Annotated in this window: 18 protein-coding genes; 13 read left to right on the forward strand and 5 right to left on the reverse strand. The window is 67.5% G+C overall.

Features of this window, described 5'->3' with window-relative positions:
* Positions 1–476: 476 nt before the first annotated feature.
* Entirely contained in the window at positions 477–3617 is a 3141-nt protein-coding gene (gene polA, locus LPC10_RS12305) for a DNA polymerase I (RefSeq protein ID WP_231346914.1), read from the forward strand.
* 197 nt (positions 3618–3814) lie between these two features.
* On the opposite strand, the gene nfi is transcribed toward polA, so the two are convergent.
* The 5 genes from nfi to LPC10_RS12330 form a co-directional block, all read right to left on the reverse strand.
* The gene (gene nfi, locus LPC10_RS12310; protein WP_231346915.1) at positions 3815–4477 is read right to left on the reverse strand and encodes a deoxyribonuclease V; all 663 of its coding nucleotides are present in this window, start codon (positions 4475–4477) and stop codon (positions 3815–3817) included.
* A 13-nt stretch (positions 4478–4490) separates the two neighbouring features.
* Positions 4491–5588 (reverse strand): redox-regulated ATPase YchF, encoded by a 1098-nt coding sequence (gene ychF / locus LPC10_RS12315; RefSeq protein ID WP_231346916.1) that lies wholly within the window; start codon positions 5586–5588, stop codon positions 4491–4493.
* 79 nt (positions 5589–5667) lie between these two features.
* The gene (gene pth, locus LPC10_RS12320; RefSeq protein WP_231346917.1) at positions 5668–6300 is read right to left on the reverse strand and encodes an aminoacyl-tRNA hydrolase; all 633 of its coding nucleotides are present in this window, start codon (positions 6298–6300) and stop codon (positions 5668–5670) included.
* 102 nt (positions 6301–6402) lie between these two features.
* A complete protein-coding gene (locus LPC10_RS12325) occupies positions 6403–7083 on the reverse strand; it encodes a 50S ribosomal protein L25/general stress protein Ctc (RefSeq protein WP_231346918.1) in 681 nt (226 codons plus the stop codon).
* A 171-nt stretch (positions 7084–7254) separates the two neighbouring features.
* Positions 7255–7737 (reverse strand): pilus assembly protein N-terminal domain-containing protein, encoded by a 483-nt coding sequence (locus LPC10_RS12330; RefSeq protein WP_231346919.1) that lies wholly within the window; start codon positions 7735–7737, stop codon positions 7255–7257.
* Positions 7738–8110: 373 nt separating this feature from the next.
* Between LPC10_RS12330 and LPC10_RS12335 the strand changes: the two genes are divergently transcribed.
* From LPC10_RS12335 to LPC10_RS12390, 12 genes are all read left to right on the forward strand, one after another.
* The gene (locus tag LPC10_RS12335; RefSeq protein ID WP_231346920.1) at positions 8111–8302 is read left to right on the forward strand and encodes a Flp family type IVb pilin; all 192 of its coding nucleotides are present in this window, start codon (positions 8111–8113) and stop codon (positions 8300–8302) included.
* Between the two features lie 236 nt (positions 8303–8538).
* The gene (locus LPC10_RS12340; RefSeq protein ID WP_231347024.1) at positions 8539–9048 is read left to right on the forward strand and encodes a prepilin peptidase; all 510 of its coding nucleotides are present in this window, start codon (positions 8539–8541) and stop codon (positions 9046–9048) included.
* A 193-nt stretch (positions 9049–9241) separates the two neighbouring features.
* Entirely contained in the window at positions 9242–10027 is a 786-nt protein-coding gene (gene cpaB, locus LPC10_RS12345) for a Flp pilus assembly protein CpaB (RefSeq protein WP_231346921.1), read from the forward strand.
* An 11-nt stretch (positions 10028–10038) separates the two neighbouring features.
* Positions 10039–11547 (forward strand): type II and III secretion system protein family protein, encoded by a 1509-nt coding sequence (locus LPC10_RS12350; RefSeq protein ID WP_231346922.1) that lies wholly within the window; start codon positions 10039–10041, stop codon positions 11545–11547.
* Positions 11548–11573: 26 nt separating this feature from the next.
* Entirely contained in the window at positions 11574–12320 is a 747-nt protein-coding gene (locus LPC10_RS12355; RefSeq protein ID WP_231346923.1) for a CpaD family pilus assembly protein, read from the forward strand.
* Positions 12321–12409: 89 nt separating this feature from the next.
* Complete coding sequence (locus LPC10_RS12360) at positions 12410–13654, forward strand: AAA family ATPase (RefSeq protein ID WP_231346924.1); 1245 nt, start codon at positions 12410–12412, stop codon at positions 13652–13654.
* A 47-nt stretch (positions 13655–13701) separates the two neighbouring features.
* Positions 13702–15150, forward strand: coding sequence for a CpaF family protein (locus tag LPC10_RS12365; RefSeq protein ID WP_231346925.1), 1449 nt, complete (start codon positions 13702–13704; stop codon positions 15148–15150).
* Positions 15147–16118, forward strand: coding sequence for a type II secretion system F family protein (locus tag LPC10_RS12370; protein WP_231346926.1), 972 nt, complete (start codon positions 15147–15149; stop codon positions 16116–16118). Before LPC10_RS12365 ends, LPC10_RS12370 begins: the two co-directional genes overlap by 4 nt.
* Positions 16119–16219: 101 nt before the next feature.
* Positions 16220–17191 (forward strand): type II secretion system F family protein, encoded by a 972-nt coding sequence (locus LPC10_RS12375; protein WP_231346927.1) that lies wholly within the window; start codon positions 16220–16222, stop codon positions 17189–17191.
* Positions 17192–17289: 98 nt separating this feature from the next.
* Positions 17290–18288 carry a MaoC family dehydratase gene (locus LPC10_RS12380; protein ID WP_231346928.1) on the forward strand — a complete coding sequence of 333 codons (999 nt, stop codon included), beginning with the start codon at positions 17290–17292 and terminating at the stop codon, positions 18286–18288.
* A gap of 26 nt (positions 18289–18314) precedes the next feature.
* Positions 18315–19577 carry an MFS transporter gene (locus tag LPC10_RS12385; RefSeq protein ID WP_231346929.1) on the forward strand — a complete coding sequence of 421 codons (1263 nt, stop codon included), beginning with the start codon at positions 18315–18317 and terminating at the stop codon, positions 19575–19577.
* Positions 19578–19729: 152 nt separating this feature from the next.
* Positions 19730–20155, forward strand: a complete 426-nt coding sequence (locus tag LPC10_RS12390) for an organic hydroperoxide resistance protein (protein WP_056192596.1) — start codon at positions 19730–19732, stop codon at positions 20153–20155.
* Positions 20156–20178: the final 23 nt, after the last annotated feature.

The following is a 20178-nucleotide window of genomic DNA, read 5'->3' on the forward strand; positions in this document are numbered from 1 at the left end:
CTCCGTGCACAGAAGTGTCTGAGTAGAGATCCGCTCTGGCTGCGGCCCGTCCTTGGATGACGACGATCTGGGCTCGAAAGATTGTGGGACAAGTCCCTGTTTGTCGCAGTGCAGCATCGATATATTTCAGATCGACCTGAATACGGGCGAAATTTGCTGCAGCGACATTGTGCGCTACAAAAAACTGGTTTCAAATCAATGATTTCCCGCATCCGCGTTCATGTCGGAATGCATCGTGCACAAGCGCACATCAGCCCCTGGGTCCGGCGATTTTTCGTAAATCCTGTTTCCGCTGGCAGGGGCCGGAGCCTGACCGATATCGCGGCAGGCGCCGCCACCCGCGAGGCCAGCCGTGGGAGAAGCCGGGGAACTGCGGCATTTCCCGGCATGTGGGCGATGTTCTGAGGGAGCGAAAATGCTCTATGGATCGGCGCGGCCCGCATCCGGGCCCCCGTTCGCCGATGGCTGTTCGACCGATGACCGCTGAGACGCACCCGCAACCGGACAAGCCCGTCGGTTCCGACGACCGGGTGATCCTCGTCGACGGCTCGTCCTTCATCTTCCGGGCCTACTTCCAGTCGATCAACCAGGACCAGAAATACAACACGCGTCCCTCCGATGGCCTGCCCACGGGGGCGGTGCGGCTGTTCTGCACCAAGATCGCGCAGTTTCTCCAAGAGGGCGCGGCGGGCGTGAAGCCGACCCATCTCGGCATCGTCTTCGACAAATCCGAAGGCTCGTTCCGCAAGGAGCTGTTCCCGGACTACAAGGGCCACCGCCCCGACGCGCCGGACGACCTGAAGCGCCAGATGCCGCTGATGCGCGACGCGGTGCGCGCCTTCGGCCTGCATGCGGTGGAACTGGAGCGATACGAGGCCGACGACCTGATCGCGACCTATGCCCGGCAGGCGGAGGCGCGGGGCGCCGAGGTGATCATCGTGTCCTCCGACAAGGACCTGATGCAGCTCGTCTCGGACAAGATCCGGTTCTACGACTTCGAATCCGGCGCCAAGGGCAAGCCCGGCTACCGGCCCGAGCGCAACCTCGACCGCGACGCGATCATCGCCAAGTGGGAAGGGCTGACCCCGGAGCAGATCGGCGACGCGCTCGCGTTGATCGGCGACACCTCGGACAATGTGCCGGGCGTGCCCGGCATCGGCCTGAAGACGGCCGCGGCCCTGATCAAGGAATACGGCAGCCTGGCGCAGCTTCTGGAGCGCGCCGCCGAGATCAAGCAGCCCAAGCGCCGCGAGACGCTGCTCGCCAACATCGATCAGGCCAAGCTCTCACGCCGCCTCGTGGCGCTCGAAGAGAGCGTGCCGGTACCGGTGCCACTCGACGAACTCGGTGTGCCGCAGCCCAACCCGGAAAAGCTCGTCGGCTTCCTGAAAGCGATGGAGTTCAACACCCTGACGCGGCGCATCGCGCAGATGCTCCACGTCGATCCGGAGGCCGTCAAGCCCGACCCGGCGCTGCTGCCCGGCGCGCAACCCCACGCCTATACCAACGCGGCCGGCGGCAGCGACGCAGTGCCGTTCTTCGGTGACGACGTGCCGGTCGATCCCGAGACCGCTGCCGCCCCGGAACGGACGGATGGCGCGGCGCCGCCCGAGGCGGGCGAGGTCGATCCCTTCGCCGATCTCGACTTGCCGGATCAGGCCCCGAAGAAGCGCGGCCCCGCCGAGCCGACGCCCTCGACGCTGGTCGCCGCCCGCGCGGCGGAAGCCGTGAAGCCGTTCGACACGTCGGCCTACGAGACGATCTCCACGGTCGAGCAGCTGGAGGCCTGGATCGCCGAGAGCTACGAGGCCGGAATCATCGCGGTCGATACCGAGACCGACGCGCTCGATGCGGCCAAGGCCGGCCTCGTCGGTGTCTCGCTCGCCACCGCGCCGGGGCGGGCCGCCTATATCCCTCTCGCCCATGTGAAGCCCGAGGTGAAGGGCGGCGATCTGTTCGGCGAGAGCGGCGCGGAAGCGGACGCCTCCGACAAGCAGCCTGGCCAGATCGCGTTTGACACCGCGCTCAAGCTGCTGAAGCCGCTGCTGGAGGATGCGGGTACGCTCAAGGTCGGGCAGAACCTGAAATACGACCTCTCGGTCTTGCACCGTTACGGCATCGACGTGGCGCCCTTCGACGACACGATGCTGATCTCCTACGTGCTCGATGCCGGCAAGGGCGGGCACGGCATGGACGAGCTGGCCCGCCGCCATCTCGGCCACCAGCCGATCACCTTCGCGGATGTGGCCGGCACCGGCCGCAACAAGGTCACCTTCGACCGCGTCGCGATCGACAAGGCGACGGCTTACGCGGCGGAGGACGCCGACGTAACCTTACGCCTGTGGCGGATGATGAAGCCGCGCCTCGTCGCCGAGCACCGGGTGACCGTCTACGAGACGCTGGAGCGTCCGCTGGTGCCGGTGCTGGCGCGGATGGAGCGGGCGGGCATCGCCATCGACCGCAACATGCTGAGCCGCCTCTCCGGCGATTTTTCGCAGATCCTGGCCCGGCTTGAGGAGGAGATTCAGGAGGACGCCGGCGAGAAATTCCAAGTGTCGTCGCCCAAGCAGATCGGCGACGTGCTGTTCGGCAAGATGGGCCTGCCCGGCGCCAAGAAGACGCCGTCCGGCCAATGGGCCACGCCCGCGACGCTGCTCGAAGAACTCGCCCAGGCCGGCCACGGCCTGCCGAAGAAGATCCTCAACTGGCGCCAGCTCTCCAAGCTGAAATCGACCTATACCGACTCGCTGCAGGAACATGCCGACCGCGGCACCAACCGGGTTCACACCTCCTTCGCGCTCGCCGCGACGACGACCGGCCGGCTCTCCTCCTCGGATCCGAACTTGCAGAACATTCCGATCCGCACGGAGGAGGGGCGACGGATTCGCCGTGCCTTCGTCGCGCCCGAGGGCAAGAAGCTGATCTCGGCCGATTACAGCCAGATCGAGCTGCGCCTGCTCGCCCACATCGCCGACATCCCGCAATTGCGCGAGGCCTTCGAGCAGGGGCTCGACATTCACGCGGCGACCGCCTCGGCGATGTTCGGCGTGCCGCTCGACCAGATGACCGGCGATCTGCGGCGGCGGGCCAAGACCATCAATTTCGGCATTATCTACGGCATCTCGGCCTTCGGTCTGGCCGATCGCCTCGGCATCGGCCGCGAGGAGGCCTCCGCCTTCATCAAGCAGTATTTCGAGCGGTTCCCCGGCATCCGCGATTACATCGACACCACCAAGCGCTCCTGCCGCGAGAAGGGCTACGTGACGACCTTGTTCGGGCGCGTCTGCCACTATCCGCAGATCCGCTCCAACAACCCGTCCGAGCGGGCGAGCGTGGAGCGTCAGGCCATCAACGCTCCGATCCAGGGCACCGCCGCCGACATCATCCGCCGCGCCATGACGCGGATGGAGGAGGCGCTGGAGACGAGAAAGCTCACGGCGCGGATGCTGCTGCAAGTGCACGACGAACTGGTGTTCGAGGTGCCGGACGACGAGGTCGAAGCGACGATTCCGGTGATCGCGCGGGTGATGGAGGAGGCACCGGCGCCGGCGCTCTCACTCAGCGTCCCGCTGGTGGTCGAGGCGCGGGCGGCAGGCAACTGGGAAGAGGCGCACTGACCGCCGGTTCGGCTGCGCTGTCACGGCAGTCACGACGGTCCTCATGCTGAGGCGCTGCGGCAGCAGCCTCGAAGCACGCCGCGACGCTTCTCCCAGCAAAGGGGCGTCACGGACCCGACCGTTCCGGCGTGCTTCGAGGCCGAGCTTCCGCTCGGCGCCTCAGCATGAGGAGCGTCGAGGTTACCAAAGTCGGTCGATCAAAAGTCGCCTGCTGTCTTGTGCGCGAGCCGGATCGGCTCCGGCAGGCGGTATTTCGGCGAGCAGGCCAGCACCAGTTCGACCGCGCTCGGGATGTCGGCGAGGTGGCCCGGCGAGATGAACAGCGGGTGCTTGGCCGTGCGTGTACGGACCACGGCGCCGATGGTCTCGCCTCGATCGATCAGGGGGACGTGCGCGCCCTTCTCCTCGGAGAGCGGCGCGTTGGTGCCGACGAGCCGTGTCTTGCCGACGCCGATGGTCGGACGCTGAAGCCATAGGCCCATATGGCTGGCGATGCCGATGCGGCGGGGATGGGCCGTGCCCATGCCGTCGAACAGGAACACGTCCGGCTCGGCACGCAGGCGCCCGAATGCCTCTTCCAGGACTGGACCCTCGCGGAAACTCAGGAGGCCGGGAATATAGGGAAACGGTGTCGGCCGCTCGGCCACGGCCGTCTCCACGAGGAGAAAGCCCGGACAGGTTACGACCACCACCGCGGCGCGGGAGCGCTCGTTCTTCACGCTGACATCGACCCCGGCCACCAGCCGGACCGCGCCGAGATCGATGGCGCGGTCGGCCACGATCTCGCTGCGGAGCCGGCGCTGGAGCGCGACGGCTTCGGCCGGTGTCAGATCCCAGGCATGGCGCGGGTGAAGCTCCACGCCGCGGGCCCCGTCAGTTGGCGAAGCGGAAATGCAGCACGTCGCCGTCCTGCACCACGTAGTCCTTGCCCTCCAGCCGCAGCTTGCCGGCGTCGCGGGCGCCGGCCTCGCCGTTCAGCGCGGTGTAGTCCTTGAAGGCGATGGTCTCGGCGCGGATGAAGCCCTTCTCGAAGTCGGTATGGATCACGCCGGCCGCCGCCGGGGCGCGCGTCCCCTTGGTGATGGTCCAGGCGCGAGCCTCCTTCGGGCCGACGGTGAAGTAGGTCACGAGGCCGAGCAGATCGTAGCCGGCGCGGATCACCCGGTTGAGGCCGGGCTCTGTCAAACCGACGGCTTCCAGGAACTCTGTCTGGTCGGCCGGCGGCATCACCGCGATCTCGCTCTCGATCTTGGCCGATACGACGACGGCCACCGCCCCTTCGGCCTTGGCCCGGTCGAACACGGCTTGCGACTTCGCATTGCCCTTGTCGGCGTCGCCCTCATCGACGTTGCAAACGTAGAGCACGGGTTTCGCCGTCATCAGGCCGAGCTGCTGGAACAGCCGCTCCTCCTCGGGCTTGCGCTCGACGAGCCGGGCCGGCTTGCCGTTGCGCAGGAGCGGCAGGGCGCGGTTGACGAGGTCGAGGAACTCCTTGGCCTCCTTGTCGGAGCCCTTCGCACGCTTCTCGAGCGCCACGACGCGCTTCTCCAGGCTGTCGAGGTCGGCCAGCATCAGCTCGGTCTCGATCGTCTCGATATCGGCGATCGGATCGACCTTGCCCTCGACATGGGTGACGTCGCCGTCCTCGAAGCAGCGCACCACGTGGGCGATGGCATCGACCTCGCGGATGTTGGCGAGGAACTGGTTGCCTAGACCCTCACCTTTCGAGGCGCCGCGCACGAGGCCGGCGATGTCGACGAAGGTCAGCCGCGTCGGGATGATCTCCTTCGAGGAGGCGATCCGGGCGAGGTCATCCAGGCGCGGATCCGGCACCGCCACCTCGCCGACATTCGGCTCGATGGTGCAGAACGGGTAGTTCGCGGCCTGGGCCGCAGCGGTCTGCGTCAGCGCATTGAAGAGGGTCGACTTACCGACGTTCGGCAGGCCGACGATGCCGCATTTGAAACCCATGGCTGGTCCTAGAAATCCGTTGTGATCGGTCGGGGGCCGCGCCCGGAAGCCCGCTCCATCGGGGTCCGGTGGGCTCGTGTCAATTCGCGTCGCGCGCTTTCGCCTTGCCGACCTCCGCCGGCGTCTTCACCGTGTCCCAGCCGCGGCCGGCCATGGCGAGATGCACCTTGTTCTGGAAGCTCGCATCCTCGCCCGCCGCCAGCAGGGCTGCGTAGTCGGCGGTCGCCCGGCAGAGATCCTCGACCCACGGCTCCTCGGATTTCGCGAAGTCGTTGAGCACGTAGGCGTGCACCAGCGCCTTGTCGCCGGGATGGCCGATGCCGAGACGGACGCGGCGGTAATCGTTGCCGCACAGCGCCGTGATCGAGCGCAGGCCGTTATGGCCGGCATTGCCGCCGCCGAGCTTGACCCGGAGTTTCGCCGGCGCGAGATCGAGTTCGTCGTGCAGCACGATCACGTCGGCGAGCGGAATCTTGAAGAAGCGCTGCGCCTCACCGACCGAGCGGCCGGATTCGTTCATGAAAGTCTGAGGCTTGAGCAGGATCGCCCGCTCGGAGCCGAGCACGACTTCGGCCGCCTCGCCCTGAAAGCGGCGTCGGAACGGCGCCGCCCGGTGAATGCGGGCGATCTCGTCCACGGCCATGAAGCCGATGTTGTGGCGGTTGCGCGCGTAGCGCTGCCCAGGATTTCCCAATCCGACGATGAGCCGCATGCGTGCTCCCGATTCGATGCTCCGACAAACGGAAATGCCCCGGCCGGGCGGCCGGGGCATCGCGTGTTTCGCAGGACAGGCGCTCGCGGCGCCTGCCGCGGCTTACGCCTCGGTCTCGTTCTTCTCGCTGGTGGCCTCGGCGTCTGCCTTCTCGTCGGCGGACTCCGCAGCCTGCGCCTCGGCGATCGCGGCCTCCTCGGCCTCGACCTCGGCGCCGAGCACCGTCGGCGGCAGCAGGTTGGCGACCGTGTCGGTGGGCTCACCCGTATAGGTGCCGGCCGGCAGGCGCAGGTCGGAGGCGTGGATCACGTCGCCGATCTCGCGGCCGGTCAGATCGACCTCGATCGCGTCCGGGATCTGGTCGGGGGCCACGTCGAGGGACACCGTGTGCAGCGCGACGTTGAGGGTACCGCCCTTCTGCTTGATGCCCGGCGCCTTGTCCTCGTTCACGAAGTGGACGGGAACGTCGACCGTGACGGTTTGACCGGCGACGACGCGCAGGAAATCGACGTGCAGCGGCGCGCCGCTGACCGGGTCGAGCTGGTAGTCGCGCGGGATCGCACGGGTCTTCTTGCCGCTGACGGTGATGTCGAACAGCGTGGTCTTGAAGCCGCCGGCATAGATCAGCGTGCGGGTGCGGATGAGGTCGACGGCGATGGCCTCAGGGGCCTGGTTGCCGCCGTAGATGACGGCGGGAATCTGGCCCTGGCGACGAACGGCCCGGGCGGCCCCCTTGCCGACCCGGTCGCGTGCCACGGCCTCAAGCGTCTTGGTGGCGCTCATGGCGTGATCCTTTTGTAAAAAACTGGAGCCGGGCCAACGACAAAGGCCGCCCGAAGCGGACGGCCCGACCGTGTCCCAGCGCGCCCGTGCCTCCAAGGGTGTCTCAAGGGCGCGGGCGGGCCTTACACCCAACGCCGCCGCGTGGCAACGGCTGGCGTAGTGGCGCAGGCTCTACTTGTTCGCCGTCGCCATGCCGCGGCGCGCCTCGGCCTGCTGGCTGGTCTCGGTGAAGTACTTGGTGGCGTCGCCGAGTTGCACCGAGGGCTGGCAGTTCGGGGTGCAGGAATAGGATTCGCGGTCGAGGCCGCGCTGCACGGTGATGATCGAGGCCTGCGGCGCCTGCACGCTGATGGTCGATTCGGCGAGCATCGCGCCCCGTCCGTCCAGGGCGATCAGGTTGGTGATGCCGAAGCTCTTCCCCGTGAGCACGACAACGCCGTTCTTCTGCAGGGTGATGTCGGCGATCATCGGGTTGCCCACCACCACGGTCTGCGTCTTCTCCGGCAGGCGGATCACCTTCGCATTGTCCACTTGGACCGAAACGCTGCCCTGCGGCACCGACTCGTTGGCGTGAACGGGCGCCGTCAGCACGGCCAAGGCGAGGGCGACCGGGATGGCGTGGCGCGAAAAACGGTCGAGGCGCAGGCGGGTCATAAGGGTCGGTCCGATCGCGCAGAGTGCGGTCCCTGCCGCCGGAGGCCGCGCCGTGACGGCGGCACACATCCGGAACAGACGCATCTCTCGTCACGGCACGGAACAGGAAACTGATGAAGGAAGCGCTAACCGTATTCGATGCGTCGGCCTTCGGCAGTCCGTACTGCGGCCCGCGCGACCCGATGCCGACCATTCGAGGAATCTTTGCAATACGTCATTAACTGACCGCGGCAAACGCCGGACAGAAGGCTTGGTTGGGAGATCGATTTAACGCAAATGCAACGCGTCGGGACTACATCTCGACCTGTCGCCGATCGGGGCCTCTACAGACTTCCGACGGTCGTCCATTAGATCAAGACGAGTGGAGATCATCGTGAAGAACATTGCCAAGAGCTTCATCTCTGACGAGTCCGGCGCGACTGCCATCGAGTATGGCATGGTTGCTACCATGGTGGGTATCGCCATCGTTGGCATCTTCGCCAGCTTCGGCAGCAAGCTGTCTCTTGCCTTCGAGACCCTCGGTTCTGGCCTGAACACCCAGGCTGCTAAGCTGGGCGCGAAGTAATCTTTCGGCGAGGCGACAACAGCTTTCGAGGCGTGAAGGACATCCTCCCTCTCGCTCTCAGGCGGTGCTCCGTTCCGACGGGGCACCGTCGCCGGCGTTGGGCTCAGACGAAATCATCCCGCTGACGATCGACATCCGAGGGGATGCCCAGGCTCCGTATGACCGGTATGCCGGACAAGAGCGGGAGCGGATGGGAGCGACGAGCAGATCGCGAAGGAACCGTGACGGTGTCGGATATGGCCGCCTACCTTCTTCTGTGCGTCCTCTTTCCCTTTCTCATGGCCTATGCTGCGGCCAGCGACCTGCTGACGATGCGGATTTCAAACCGCCTCACGGGTCTCGTCTTCGCTGCGTTCGTTCTCTACGCCGTCGCCTCCGGTATGACGTGGGACGACCTGCTCTGGCATCTTGCGGCCGGAATTCTGACCCTGGTCATCACCTTCGCTTTCTTCGCGCGGGGGTGGATCGGCGGCGGCGATGCCAAGCTCGCCGCGGCGACCGCGCTCTGGATCGGGCTTGGACATCTGCCGGAATATCTCGTCGTGGCCTCGATCCTCGGAGGGCCTCTGACGCTCGCGATTGTGTTGGCCCGCAAGTATCCGCTGCCGAAGCTTGCGCTGAAACTCCCGTTCGCCGTTCATCTGCACGACACGAAGACCGGCGTTCCTTATGGGATCGCGCTGGCCGCAGCCGCACTGATGGTGCTGCCGAATGCCGTCGGTCTGGAGCAGCTTGCCTGGCCTTGAACGGGGAGGGCGCGTCGGATCACGTGGGCCGCCTTCGGGGCGGCCTTTTTTGTTTCGGCAGTTTACGCGCGGGCGTCCATCGGGACAGCACTGAAAAGTCGGCGGTGACGCTCGGTTAACCCTAACTTGACGAATCCCGGGCAAGTCTCGGAACCGGACGGCGACAGGGCCGTCGCCACGGTTCCACGCCCCCATGAAACCAGCCCGTCTCGCCGTTCTGGGAATCGCACTCGTCGCGGGCTGCGGCGCGGCCCTGCTGATGCGCGGAGAGGAGCGGGCGCCCGAGCCTGCCCCCGTCGCCAAGGTCGAACCCGTCGCGCCCGTCCCGATGAGCGAGGTGCTGGTCGCCGCGGCCGAGCTGCCCATGGGCCAGACCCTCAAGCCCGAGGATCTGCGCTGGATGCCCTGGCCGGAGCAGGCGATCTCGCCGGGCCTGATCGACCGTCGCAACGCTCCGAAAGGGCTTGAGGATTCGGTCGGCGCGATCATCCGCACCGGCTTCTCGGCCAACGAGCCGATCCGGCCCGAGCGTCTGGTCAAGGCCGGCAGCGGATTCATGTCGGCGATCCTGCCGCCGGGCATGCGCGCGGTGGCGATCACGACCGATACCCGTGGATCGAGTTCGGCTGGCGGCTTCATCCTGCCGAACGACCATGTCGACGTCATCAAGACCAGCAGCGAGGGGAGCGAGCAATTCGCTGAAACCCTGCTGACCAATGTGCGCGTGCTCGCCGTCGGCCAGATCGTGCAAGAAAAGAACGGCGCCAACGTCGTGACGGCCGAGACGGCCACCCTCGCGCTCACGCCGGCCCAGGCCGAGGCCGTCACGCTGGCCCAGAAGATCGGGCAGCTCTCCCTCGTTCTGCGCAGCATCCAGGATTCCGCCCGGACCGCTGCCATCTCCGAGGAAGGGGACTTGCCGCCCGAGGGCCCCTTGACCGTTGTGCGATTCGGCGTCGCCAAGCAGCAGCGCCGGTGAGGACAGGACCGATGACCACCCCCCTTCACTTCCGCGGCCTCATCCTTGCCCTGCTCTCCGGCGCCTGTCTCGCTTCGGCCGCCCTGTGCGGCTCGGTCTCGGCGCAGTCCAATCCTGCCACGGCGTCACCGGTTCTGACGATCGGGCCGAGCGAGGCCGCCGTTTCCCGCCGGGTCGAGCTGAGCAAGGGGCGCTCGCTGATCGTCGATCTGCCGCGTGACGCCAAGGAGGTGTTCGTGGCCAATCCGGCGGTTGCGAACGCGGTCGTCCGCTCCAGCCGCAAACTGTTCCTGATCGGCATCGACAACGGCGCCACCTCGATCTTCGTGATGGATGCCGACGGGCGCCAGATCGCGGCGCTCGACGTCACCATCGCCCGCGACATCAACGTGCTGCGGCAGTCGCTGCAGCAGAGCCTGCCCGGCGGCCGGTTCGACGTGAAGGCGGTGGGCGAATCGCTCGTCCTCTCGGGCAGCGTGAACTCGGCTTCGGAAGCGCAGCAAGCGCTCGACATTGCAAACGCCTTCGTCGGCCTGGGGGCCGGTGCCGGGACGGGGGTCCGCGGCGCCGTCATCAACAACCTGACGATCCGCAACAAGGATCAGGTGATGATCCGCGTCACGGTGGTCGAGGTGGCCCGTACGGTTCTGAAGCAGTTCGGTATCAGTACAAGCGGCAGTTGGTCCGCTCTGAATCCATTGGGTGGGAATGCCTTCAACAATGACACGGGCTTCCCGCTGACCGGTTCACGTTCGCCCGACGCCAACGCCATCACCGCGTCGGTCCGGACCGGCGGCTTCTCGTTTCGAGCCACCTTGCGGGCCTTCGAGCAGGCCGGCGTGTCTCGCATCCTCGCCGAGCCGACGCTGACGGCGATCTCGGGCGAGTCGGCGAAGTTCACCGCGGGCGGCGAGATCCCGGTCCCGATGAGCTGTGCCGCCGCCTCGACCGTTTCGATCGGGACATCGGTCAGTCAGGGCTGCGTCGTGGCGCTGACCTACAAGCCCTATGGCGTGAGCCTGTCCTTCACGCCCGTCGTCATGGCGGAGAACCGCATCTCGGTCCGGATCGCAACCGACGTCATCGATCTCGATCCTGCCAACAGCTTCACCTACTACTTGAACAATCGTCCGACACCGGTTCCAGGCACGACGAAGCGCAGCTCCGAGACCACGGTCGAACTCGCCTCTGGCGCGACGATGATGACCGCAGGCCTGATCCAGCAGAAGAACCGCGCCGCGATTTCCGGCTTGCCCGGGCTGATGAACCTTCCGATTCTCGGAGCCCTGTTCCGCTCGCGCGACTACCAGCGCGATGAGACCGAGCTGATGATCATGGTCACGCCCTACATCGCGCAGCCGATGGAGGCGCGGCAGGTCCAGCGGCCCGATGACGGCTTCGTCGACGCCCCGGACGGGCAGGCAGTGCTGCTCGGGCGCCTGAACAAGATCTACGGCACGGTCGGCGGCAGCACCCTCGGGCCGGCCTATCGCGGCCGCGTCGGCTTCATCGCCGACTGACCCCCGTCCAGCAGGATCGAAGCCCGATGTCCCTCTCCACCTGGCCCTCTCTCTCCCGCGTCCGGCCGGTTGCCGCCGTCCTCCTCGTGGCTGCCGGGCTCGGCGCCTGCCGCGCGGAACGTGTCGCCACCACCGGCTCGACCTACCCGGTCGACCTGCGGACCCGGCACCCGATCGTGCTGGCGGATGCCGACCGCAGCCTCGACATCTTCCCAACCGGGATCGGCCATATCGATCCGCGCCAGCGCGCCGATCTCGAGACGTTTTTCGTGGAATATCGCCGCTACGGCCGCGGCATTCTCGTCGTCGAACTGCCACACGGCGTGTCCCCGGCCCTGGCCGGGCCTGTTACGCGCACCGGCGAGGCGATCCGGCATCTTGCGGCGCAGATGGGCGTCCCATTCGGCGGCCTGCGTATGGTTCACTACCCGGTGGCGAGCCCGACCCTGGCCTCGCCGGTGCGGCTGAGCTTTCAGCGGATGCAGGCCAAGGTCGCCGACAAATGCGGGCTCTGGCCGCGCGATCTCGGCGCCAGTGACCTGCGCGCCAATTGGTCGAACGAGCCGGCCTGGAACTTCGGTTGCGCGATGCAGTCGAATGTCGCCGCCCAGGTGGCCGACCCGATCGACCTCGTCCGCGGCCGGTCCGAGGGCCGCATCGATACGGTCCGGCGCACCCAGGACATCGGTCAGCTTCGCGAGGGCAAGGATCCATCAACCCAATGGCGGCAAGATGGAAAAACCAATGTCAGCAGCGAAGTGAAGAGCCAGTAGCCGCGTTGGCCGCCTGTCCGCGGTCCTCTCCAACCCCTGTCGATTCCCGGCCGCGCCCTCCTCGGCATAAAATCCGGAACCCACGCATCATGCCGGACACTCACGAGGCCTCAGAGCGAACCATCGCCCCGGTCCCGCGCATCACGATCCAGGCTTTCTGCGAGTCGCCGGAGACGGCGGCGATGATCGAGGGCACCGCGTCCGATCGGCGGATGCAGAAGGCTCACGTGAAGGTGCAGATGGGCGGAGGCGCCGCGGCCCTGGAGGCCTATCGGCACGCCCCGACGCCCAACGTCATCGTGATCGAGTTCCTCGGCCTCAAGTCGCGGCCGCTCGAATGCCTCGATCAGCTCGCCGAGGTCTGCGACGAGGGCACCAAGGTGCTCGTGATCGGCCATGTCAACGACGTGCTGCTCTACCGGCAGTTCATCCAGCGCGGCGTCAGCGAGTATCTGATGGCTCCGGTCGAGCCGGTCGGCCTGATCGCCGCGGTCTCGGATCTGTTCGCCGCGCCGGGTGCCAAGCCGATCGGGCGCACCATCGCCGTCTACGGCGCGCGGGGTGGGGTCGGCAGCTCTACGATCGCTCATAACCTCGCCTGGACGGTGGCGCGCGAGCACGGCACTGCCACCGTCATCGCCGATCTCGACGTGGCCTTCGGCACGGCGGGGCTCAACTTCAATCAGGACCCGCCGCAGGGCATCGCCGAGGCGGTGTTCGCGCCCGAGCGCCTGGATGCCAACCTGCTCGACCGATTGCTGTCGAAATGCGCCGACAATCTCAGCCTGCTCTCGGCGCCGGCCACCCTCGACCGCACGGTCGACCTGATCGAACCGGCCTTCGACGCGCTGACCGACCTTCTGCGGGCAACGGTGCCCTGTATCGTCCTCGACGTGCCGCATCAATGGAGCGCCTGGAGCCGGCGCGTGCTGGTCGGCGCCGACGAGATCCTGATCGTCTCCGCCCCCGACCTAGCGGGTTTGCGCAATGTGAAGAACCTGCTGGCGCTGCTGCACCAGCAGCGTCCCAACGACGCGCGGGCCCGGGTCGTCCTCAACGGCGTCGGCATGCCCAAGCGGCCGGAGATCGCGGCCGCCGAGTTCGCCAAGGCGCTCGACGTGCCGCTTCAGGCGGTCATCCCCTTCGACCCGGCTCTGTTCGGGACCGCGGCCAATAACGGCCAGATGATCGCCGAAGTGCAGGCCGGCTCGAAGCCCGCGGAGATCTTCTCCGAACTCGCCGCGGCGGTGACCGGCCGGGCCGAGATCCGTCGTGCCAGGGCGAATCTCCTGGAACCGCTGCTCGCCCGGCTGACCCGCAAGAAGGCGTCCTGACGGTGGCCCGCGCTCTTTCCTCTCAAGACTGCTGAAGGCGCGGCGCCATGTTCGGTCGACGCTCCAACGCCGCATCGGCTCCCGCTCCGGCCCCCTCGGCAGCCGGGCCGGCGGCGGCTGCCCCGCCAATTCTCCAGCAGGAGACCGTGCGCGCCCGCCCCGAGCCGCCGCGCAGCCCGGTGCCCCAGGCGCCGTTGCCGAAGTCCGAGGACTATTTCCGCACGAAGAGCATGATCTTCGGCGCGCTGATCGAAGCCATCGATCTCGCGCAGCTCGCCCGGCTCGAGGGCGAGGCGGCGCGGGAGGAGATCCGCGACATCGTCTCGGAGATCATCGGCCTCAAGAACATCGTGCTGTCGATCGCCGAGCAGGAGGAGCTGCTCGACGATATCTGCAACGACGTGCTCGGCTACGGTCCGCTGGAGCCGCTGCTGGCCCGCGACGACATCGCCGACGTGATGGTGAACGGCGCGGACCGGACCTTCATCGAGGTCGCCGGCAAGATCCAGCTCACCTCCGTGCGCTTCCGCGACAACCAGCAACTGATGAACATCTGCCAGCGGATCGTCAGCCAGGTCGGCCGGCGCGTGGACGAGTCCTCGCCGATCTGCGATGCGCGCCTGCCCGACGGCTCCCGCGTCAACGTCATCGCGCCACCGCTGGCCATCGACGGGCCGGCGCTGACCATTCGTAAATTCAAGAAGGACAAGCTCACCCTCGATCAGCTCGTGCGCTTCGGGGCGATCTCGCCCGAGGGCGCGAAGATCCTGCAGATCATCGGCAAGGTCCGCTGCAACGTGGTGATCTCGGGCGGCACCGGCTCGGGCAAGACGACGCTGCTCAACTGCCTCACCGCCTTCATCGAGCACGACGAGCGCGTCATCACCTGCGAGGACGCCGCCGAGCTTCAGCTTCAGCAGCCGCACGTCGTGCGCCTTGAGACCCGGCCGCCGAACCTGGAGGGCCAGGGCCAGGTCACGATGCGCGACCTCGTCAAGAACTGCCTGCGCATGCGCCCCGAGCGCATCATCGTCGGCGAGGTGCGCGGACCGGAAGCCTTCGACCTGCTGCAGGCGATGAACACCGGCCACGACGGCTCGATGGGCACGCTGCACGCCAACTCCCCGCGCGAATGCCTCGCGCGTATCGAATCGATGATCACCATGGGCGGCTTCTCGCTGCCCTCGCGGACGCTTCGCGAGATGATCACGGGCTCCGTCGACGTCATCATCCAGGCGATGCGTATGCGCGACGGCTCGCGACGCATCACCCACATCACGGAGGTGATGGGGATGGAGGGCGATGTCATCATCACCCAGGACCTGTTCGTCTACGACGTGCTCGGCGAGGATGCGAACGGGCGTCTGATCGGCCGCCACCGCTCGACGGGAATCGGTCGTCCGCGCTTCTGGGAGCGGGCGCGCTACTACGGCGAGGAGCGGGCCCTGGCCGCGGCCCTCGACGCCGCCGCCGACACCGTGGAGCAGCCGCTGTGAGCGCGTTCAACGCCCCTCTCGCGGCCGGCCTCGTGGCGGTGGCCGCCGGCTCGCTCGCCTACGTGTTCCTGATGCCGTTGCTCGCCGGCGAGCGCCGGGCGGAGCAGCGTCGCAAGGCCTTGGGCCAGCCGCGCTCGGTGCTGGCCGAGCGCGGCGCCGCCGCCAACCGCCGCGAGCAGGTTGCGAAAAGCCTCAAGGAGCTGGAGGCGAAAAAGGACAAGACCAAGGTCACCCTCGAGCTGCGCATCGCCCGCGCCGGCCTCGATTGGACGCGCCAGAAATACTACGTCGTCTCCGGGATCATGGCGGCCGTCCTCGCGCTCGCTGCGATCCTCGTTTCCCACAACGTGATCGTCGGCCTGCTCGCGCTTTTTGCCGGCGGATTCGGCCTGCCCGCCTGGATGCTCAAGTGGCGGCAGAAGCGGCGTGTGGCGGCCTTCGTCGAGGAATTGCCCAACGCCATGGACGTGGTGGTGCGCGGCCTTCGCTCCGGTATTCCGCTGGGCGACTGCCTGCGCATGATCTCGCGCGAGGCGAAGGAGCCGTTGCGCAGCGAGTTCCGGGTGGCGATCGAAGCGCAGGCGCTCGGCCTGCCGATGGCGGATGCGATCCTGCGTATGTACGAGCGGGTGCCCGTGACCGAGGTGAACTTCTTTTCCATCGTGATCGGCATCCAGCAGAAGGCCGGTGGCAACCTGTCCGAGGCGCTCAGCAACCTGTCGCGGGTACTGCGCGAGCGCAAGAAGATGGCCGGCAAGATCGATGCGATGAGCATGGAGGCCAAGGTCTCCGCGGGCATCATCGGCGCCCTGCCGTTCCTCATCGGCGGCGGCACCTATCTGTCGAGCCCGGATTACACGTCGCTGCTGTGGACGACCTCGGTCGGCAAGATCGCCCTTGTGATCTCCGGGTTGTGGATGCTGGCGGGCGTGCTGGTCATGAAGAAGATGATCAGTTTCGACGTCTGATCCGGCCCTGGGCGGGCGGCGAGGACAGGAGCCAAGTGCCCCGCCGAGGGGCAGGTGGATGGGCGGCGCGAGCCGCGCCGTGAGGGACGGGCTGGACTGAGATGCTGGACGACTTCGTCAACACCGCGCTCGCCCCGCGCACCGTCGCCGCCGTGCTGACCGGCATCGCCGCCGCCGCCACGGTCTTCACCCTGGTTCAGCCGCTGCTCGAAGGTGACCAACTCGCCAAGCGGATGAAGCTCGTCAGCGACGAGCGTGAGCAGATCCGCCAGCGCGAGCGCGAGCGGCTCAACAACCGCGTCAGCCTGCGCGTCGAGCCGAAGGCCTACATGAAGCGGGTCGTCGAGCAGTTCAATCTCAACCGCTGGCTCGGCACGGAGACGGCCAAGGCCAAGCTGGTTCAGGCGGGATATCGCGGGACCAGCGCCGAAACGGCCTTTCTCTTCTTCCGCCTCGTGATGCCCATCGTCCTCACGGCCGTCGCCTTGTTCTACCTGTTCGTGCTGCAGGTGCTCGATCAGCCCCTGGCGATCCGGGCCGGCCTCGTCCTCGCCGCCGGGTTCGCCGGGCTCAAGCTGCCGGAAGTCTACCTGTCGAACATCACGACCAAGCGGCAGGCCGAGATCCGCCGCGCCTGGCCCGACGCCCTCGACCTGTGCCTGATCTGCGTCGAATCCGGCATGTCGGTCGAGAACGCCTTCCGGCGGGTCAGCCTTGAAATCGCGAGCCAGTCGACCGTGCTCGCCGAGGAGCTGGCGCTGCTGACCGCCGAGCTGTCGTTCCTTCCCGAGCGGCGGGTCGCGTACGAGAACCTTGCCCTGCGCACGGGTCTCGAGATCGTCAAGTCACTCACCACGGCGCTGATGCAGGCCGAGCGCTACGGCACGCCGGTGGGGCAGGCGCTGCGCGTGCTGGCGCAGGAGAGCCGTGATTTCCGCATGACGGAGGCCGAGAAGAAGGCGGCGGCGCTGCCGCCGAAGCTGACCGTGCCGATGATCCTGTTCTTCCTGCCGGTGCTCTTCGTCGTGCTCCTGACGCCCGCCGGGATCCAGGCCTACGCGCTGATGAAGTGAGGCCGGTTCCGTGAGGAGGGCCTTCGAAGTCATCCCGGATGCGCTTGGCGTTTCGATGATGTAGCCACGCGCGGACCTTTTCCGCAATGCGGCATCCCATGGCTCTGTTTTCCCTCGACGACCTCGCTCCCGGCCAGGAATTCACGGCCGGGCCACTCACGGTGAGCCGGGACGAACTCGTCGCCTTTGCCCGCCTCTACGATCCCCAGCCCTTCCATCTCGATGAGGCGGCAGCGAAGGACACCTTCGTCGGGAGCCTGATCGGCTCCGGTTGGCAGACGGCGGCGCTCGGCATGCGCCTTCTCGCGCAGGCCCTGGTGTCGAACGCCACCTCGATGGGATCCCCCGGCATCGCCAACCTGCGCTGGCTGAGGCCCGTCCTGCCGGGCGATGCCCTGAGCGCCGTGGTGCGTGTCGAGGAGGTTCGTCCCTCGTCCTCGAAGCCCGACCGCGGCATGGCGCGGCTCGCGATGACGCTGACCAACGGCCGCGGCGAGGCGGTGATGACACAGGCCTTCGCCGTCCTGTTCGCCCGCGCCGGCGCCGTGCCGGAACCACGTCCGGTCGAGTTGTCCACGGCGACCGGCCCCGTGGCTGAGCCCGACGACGCGGTGCCGCTGCCTTACCTCGCTCAAGCCGAACTCGGCGTCACCCGCGAACTCGGTGCTCACCGCTTCGAGGCGGACGACATCATTGCCTTCGCGCGGGCCTACGATCCACAGATCTTCCATCTCGATCCGCAAGCCGCGCGGGCCACGCATTTCGGCGCGCTCTGCGCCTCGGGCTGGCAGACCGCTGCGGTCTGGATGAAGCGGCTCAACGCGACCTTCGCCCGCGACATCGCGTTGACTGCTCGCTCCGGCCCGGTGCCGCAACTCGGTCCCTCGCCGGGCTTCAAGGACCTGAGATGGTTGCGGCCGGTCTATGCCGGCGACACGATCCGCTACAGCAGCACGCTGACGAACAAGCGCGCGTCCGCCTCGCGGCCCGGTTGGGGCATCGCCACGCATCACAATACGGCCGAGAATCAGCGCGGCGAGCCGGTTTTCGAATTCACCGGCACCGTATTCTGGCAGTGGGAGCCTCCGGCCGCATGAGCGCTGCTTCCACGAACGCGCCTGCCATGAGCGCCCCGTCCGCCCGCCGGATCCTGACCGCGAGCTTCGTCGGCACCGCGATCGAATTCTACGATTTCTACATCTACGCCACCGCCGCCGCGCTGGTGATCGGGCCGATCTTCTTCCCCCAGGGCGAGCCCGGCGTTCAGACGCTCCAGGCGTTCGCCACCTTCGCCATCGCCTTCCTCGCCCGGCCGGTCGGGGCGGCGGCCTTCGGGCATTTCGGCGACCGGATCGGCCGCAAGGCGACACTGGTCGCCTCGCTGATGATCATGGGGGTGTCCACAGTCCTGATCGGCTGCCTGCCGGGCTATGCCAGCATCGGCTGGTGGGCGCCGGCCTTGCTCTGCCTGCTTCGCTTCGGCCAGGGCGTCGGCTTCGGCGGGGAATGGGGCGGGGCGGCCCTGCTCGCGGTCGAGAACGCGCCGCCGGGTCGCCGCGCGCTCTACGGCATCTTCCCGCAGCTCGGTGCACCGATCGGCTTCATCGCCGCCAACCTTTTGTTTCTCGGGCTCAGCGTCGCCTTGAGCCCGGCGGATTTCGAGGCCTGGGGCTGGCGGCTCCCGTTCCTGGCCTCGGCCGCCCTCGTCGGCGTCGGGCTCTACGTCCGGCTCAAGCTCACCGAGACGCCGGCCTTCCGCGCCGCCCTCGAACAGGCGCCGCCGGAGCGGGTGCCGCTCGCTACGATCTTTTCCGCGCATCTTCGCGCAACGCTGCTCGGGACGCTGGCGATGGTGGCGGCCTACGCCGTGTTCTACCTCTCGACGGTGTTCGCGCTGAGCTACGGCACCGGCACGCTCGGCTACCCGCGAAAGACCTTCCTGCTGTTCGAGTGCGTGGCGATCCTGTTCATGGCGCTGTCGATCCCGCTCTCGGGCTGGGCCGCCGACCGGTTCGGGCGCCGGCCCGTGATGCTCTCGGGGCTCGCGGTCACGGGAGCTCTCGGCGCCGTGCTCGGGCCGATGCTCGGCAGCGGCGAGCCCGTCCTGGTGCTTGGCTTCCTCTGCCTCGCGCTCTTCGCCATGGGCTGGATCTTCGGGCCGATGGGCGCGCTCCTGCCCGAACTGTTTCCGACGCGGGTGCGCTATACCGGCGCCTCCGTCACCTACAATCTCGCCGGCATCGTCGGCGCGTCGGGCGCACCCTTCGCGGCGCAGTGGCTTGCCGGCTGGGGTGGCATCGGCCTTGTCGGGCTTTACCTCGCGGCGGCGGCCGGAATCAGCTTCGCCGCCATCCTTGCCATGCCCGAGACCGGGCGCGACGCCTGAACCTGCGGAAAGGCTCGATCCTGGGGCGCGCAGCCATGCATCGAGCGAATGGATTGCGCACAATTTAGATTGCGCGCAATCCAGTTTGTCGATATTGAGATCCTAAGCCGAACCGATCGGCCCCGTTTCACCCCGATCACGAGGACAGGTTCATGACCGTCGATGTGAAGTACCGCACCACTGCCTCCGCCACCGGCGGCCGTGACGGCTCCGCCCGCACCGAGGACGGCAGCTTCCAGGTCCAGCTCTCGACTCCGAAGGAGCTCGGCGGCGCGGGCGGCCCCGGCGCCAACCCCGAGCAGCTCTTCGCGGCGGGCTACTCGGCCTGCTTCATCGGCGCCCTGAAGGTGGCCGGCGGCCAGCTCAAGCTGAAGGTTCCGGCCGACACGACGGTGACCGCCCAAGTCGGCATCGGTCCGCGTTCCGAGGGCGGCTTCGGCATCACCGCCGATCTCAAGGTCAGCCTGCCGGGTCTCGACCGCGCGGACGCCGAGCGCCTCGTCGAGGCAGCCCACCAGATCTGCCCGTACTCCAATGCGACGCGCGGCAACGTCGATGTCGGCCTGACGGTCGCCTGAGCCGCAGGCTCATGCTGCGAAGC

The sequence above is a fragment of the Methylorubrum sp. B1-46 genome (assembly GCF_021117295.1).
Taxonomy (GTDB): domain Bacteria; phylum Pseudomonadota; class Alphaproteobacteria; order Rhizobiales; family Beijerinckiaceae; genus Methylobacterium.

What these genes read in the sequence shown, in the direction of transcription:
- LPC10_RS12325 (WP_231346918.1), bottom strand. Translation starts at nt 7,083, where the DNA reads ATGAGCGCCACCAAGACGCTTGAGGCCGTGGCACGCGACCGGGTCGGC.
- polA (WP_231346914.1), top strand. Translation starts at nt 477, where the DNA reads ATGACCGCTGAGACGCACCCGCAACCGGACAAGCCCGTCGGTTCCGAC.
- LPC10_RS12340 (WP_231347024.1), top strand. Translation starts at nt 8,539, where the DNA reads ATGGCCGCCTACCTTCTTCTGTGCGTCCTCTTTCCCTTTCTCATGGCC.
- LPC10_RS12360 (WP_231346924.1), top strand. Translation starts at nt 12,410, where the DNA reads ATGCCGGACACTCACGAGGCCTCAGAGCGAACCATCGCCCCGGTCCCG.
- LPC10_RS12365 (WP_231346925.1), top strand. Translation starts at nt 13,702, where the DNA reads ATGTTCGGTCGACGCTCCAACGCCGCATCGGCTCCCGCTCCGGCCCCC.
- pth (WP_231346917.1), bottom strand. Translation starts at nt 6,300, where the DNA reads ATGCGGCTCATCGTCGGATTGGGAAATCCTGGGCAGCGCTACGCGCGC.
- LPC10_RS12385 (WP_231346929.1), top strand. Translation starts at nt 18,315, where the DNA reads ATGAGCGCCCCGTCCGCCCGCCGGATCCTGACCGCGAGCTTCGTCGGC.
- LPC10_RS12330 (WP_231346919.1), bottom strand. Translation starts at nt 7,737, where the DNA reads ATGACCCGCCTGCGCCTCGACCGTTTTTCGCGCCACGCCATCCCGGTC.
- LPC10_RS12390 (WP_056192596.1), top strand. Translation starts at nt 19,730, where the DNA reads ATGACCGTCGATGTGAAGTACCGCACCACTGCCTCCGCCACCGGCGGC.
- cpaB (WP_231346921.1), top strand. Translation starts at nt 9,242, where the DNA reads ATGAAACCAGCCCGTCTCGCCGTTCTGGGAATCGCACTCGTCGCGGGC.
- LPC10_RS12350 (WP_231346922.1), top strand. Translation starts at nt 10,039, where the DNA reads ATGACCACCCCCCTTCACTTCCGCGGCCTCATCCTTGCCCTGCTCTCC.
- ychF (WP_231346916.1), bottom strand. Translation starts at nt 5,588, where the DNA reads ATGGGTTTCAAATGCGGCATCGTCGGCCTGCCGAACGTCGGTAAGTCG.
- LPC10_RS12355 (WP_231346923.1), top strand. Translation starts at nt 11,574, where the DNA reads ATGTCCCTCTCCACCTGGCCCTCTCTCTCCCGCGTCCGGCCGGTTGCC.
- LPC10_RS12380 (WP_231346928.1), top strand. Translation starts at nt 17,290, where the DNA reads ATGGCTCTGTTTTCCCTCGACGACCTCGCTCCCGGCCAGGAATTCACG.
- LPC10_RS12375 (WP_231346927.1), top strand. Translation starts at nt 16,220, where the DNA reads ATGCTGGACGACTTCGTCAACACCGCGCTCGCCCCGCGCACCGTCGCC.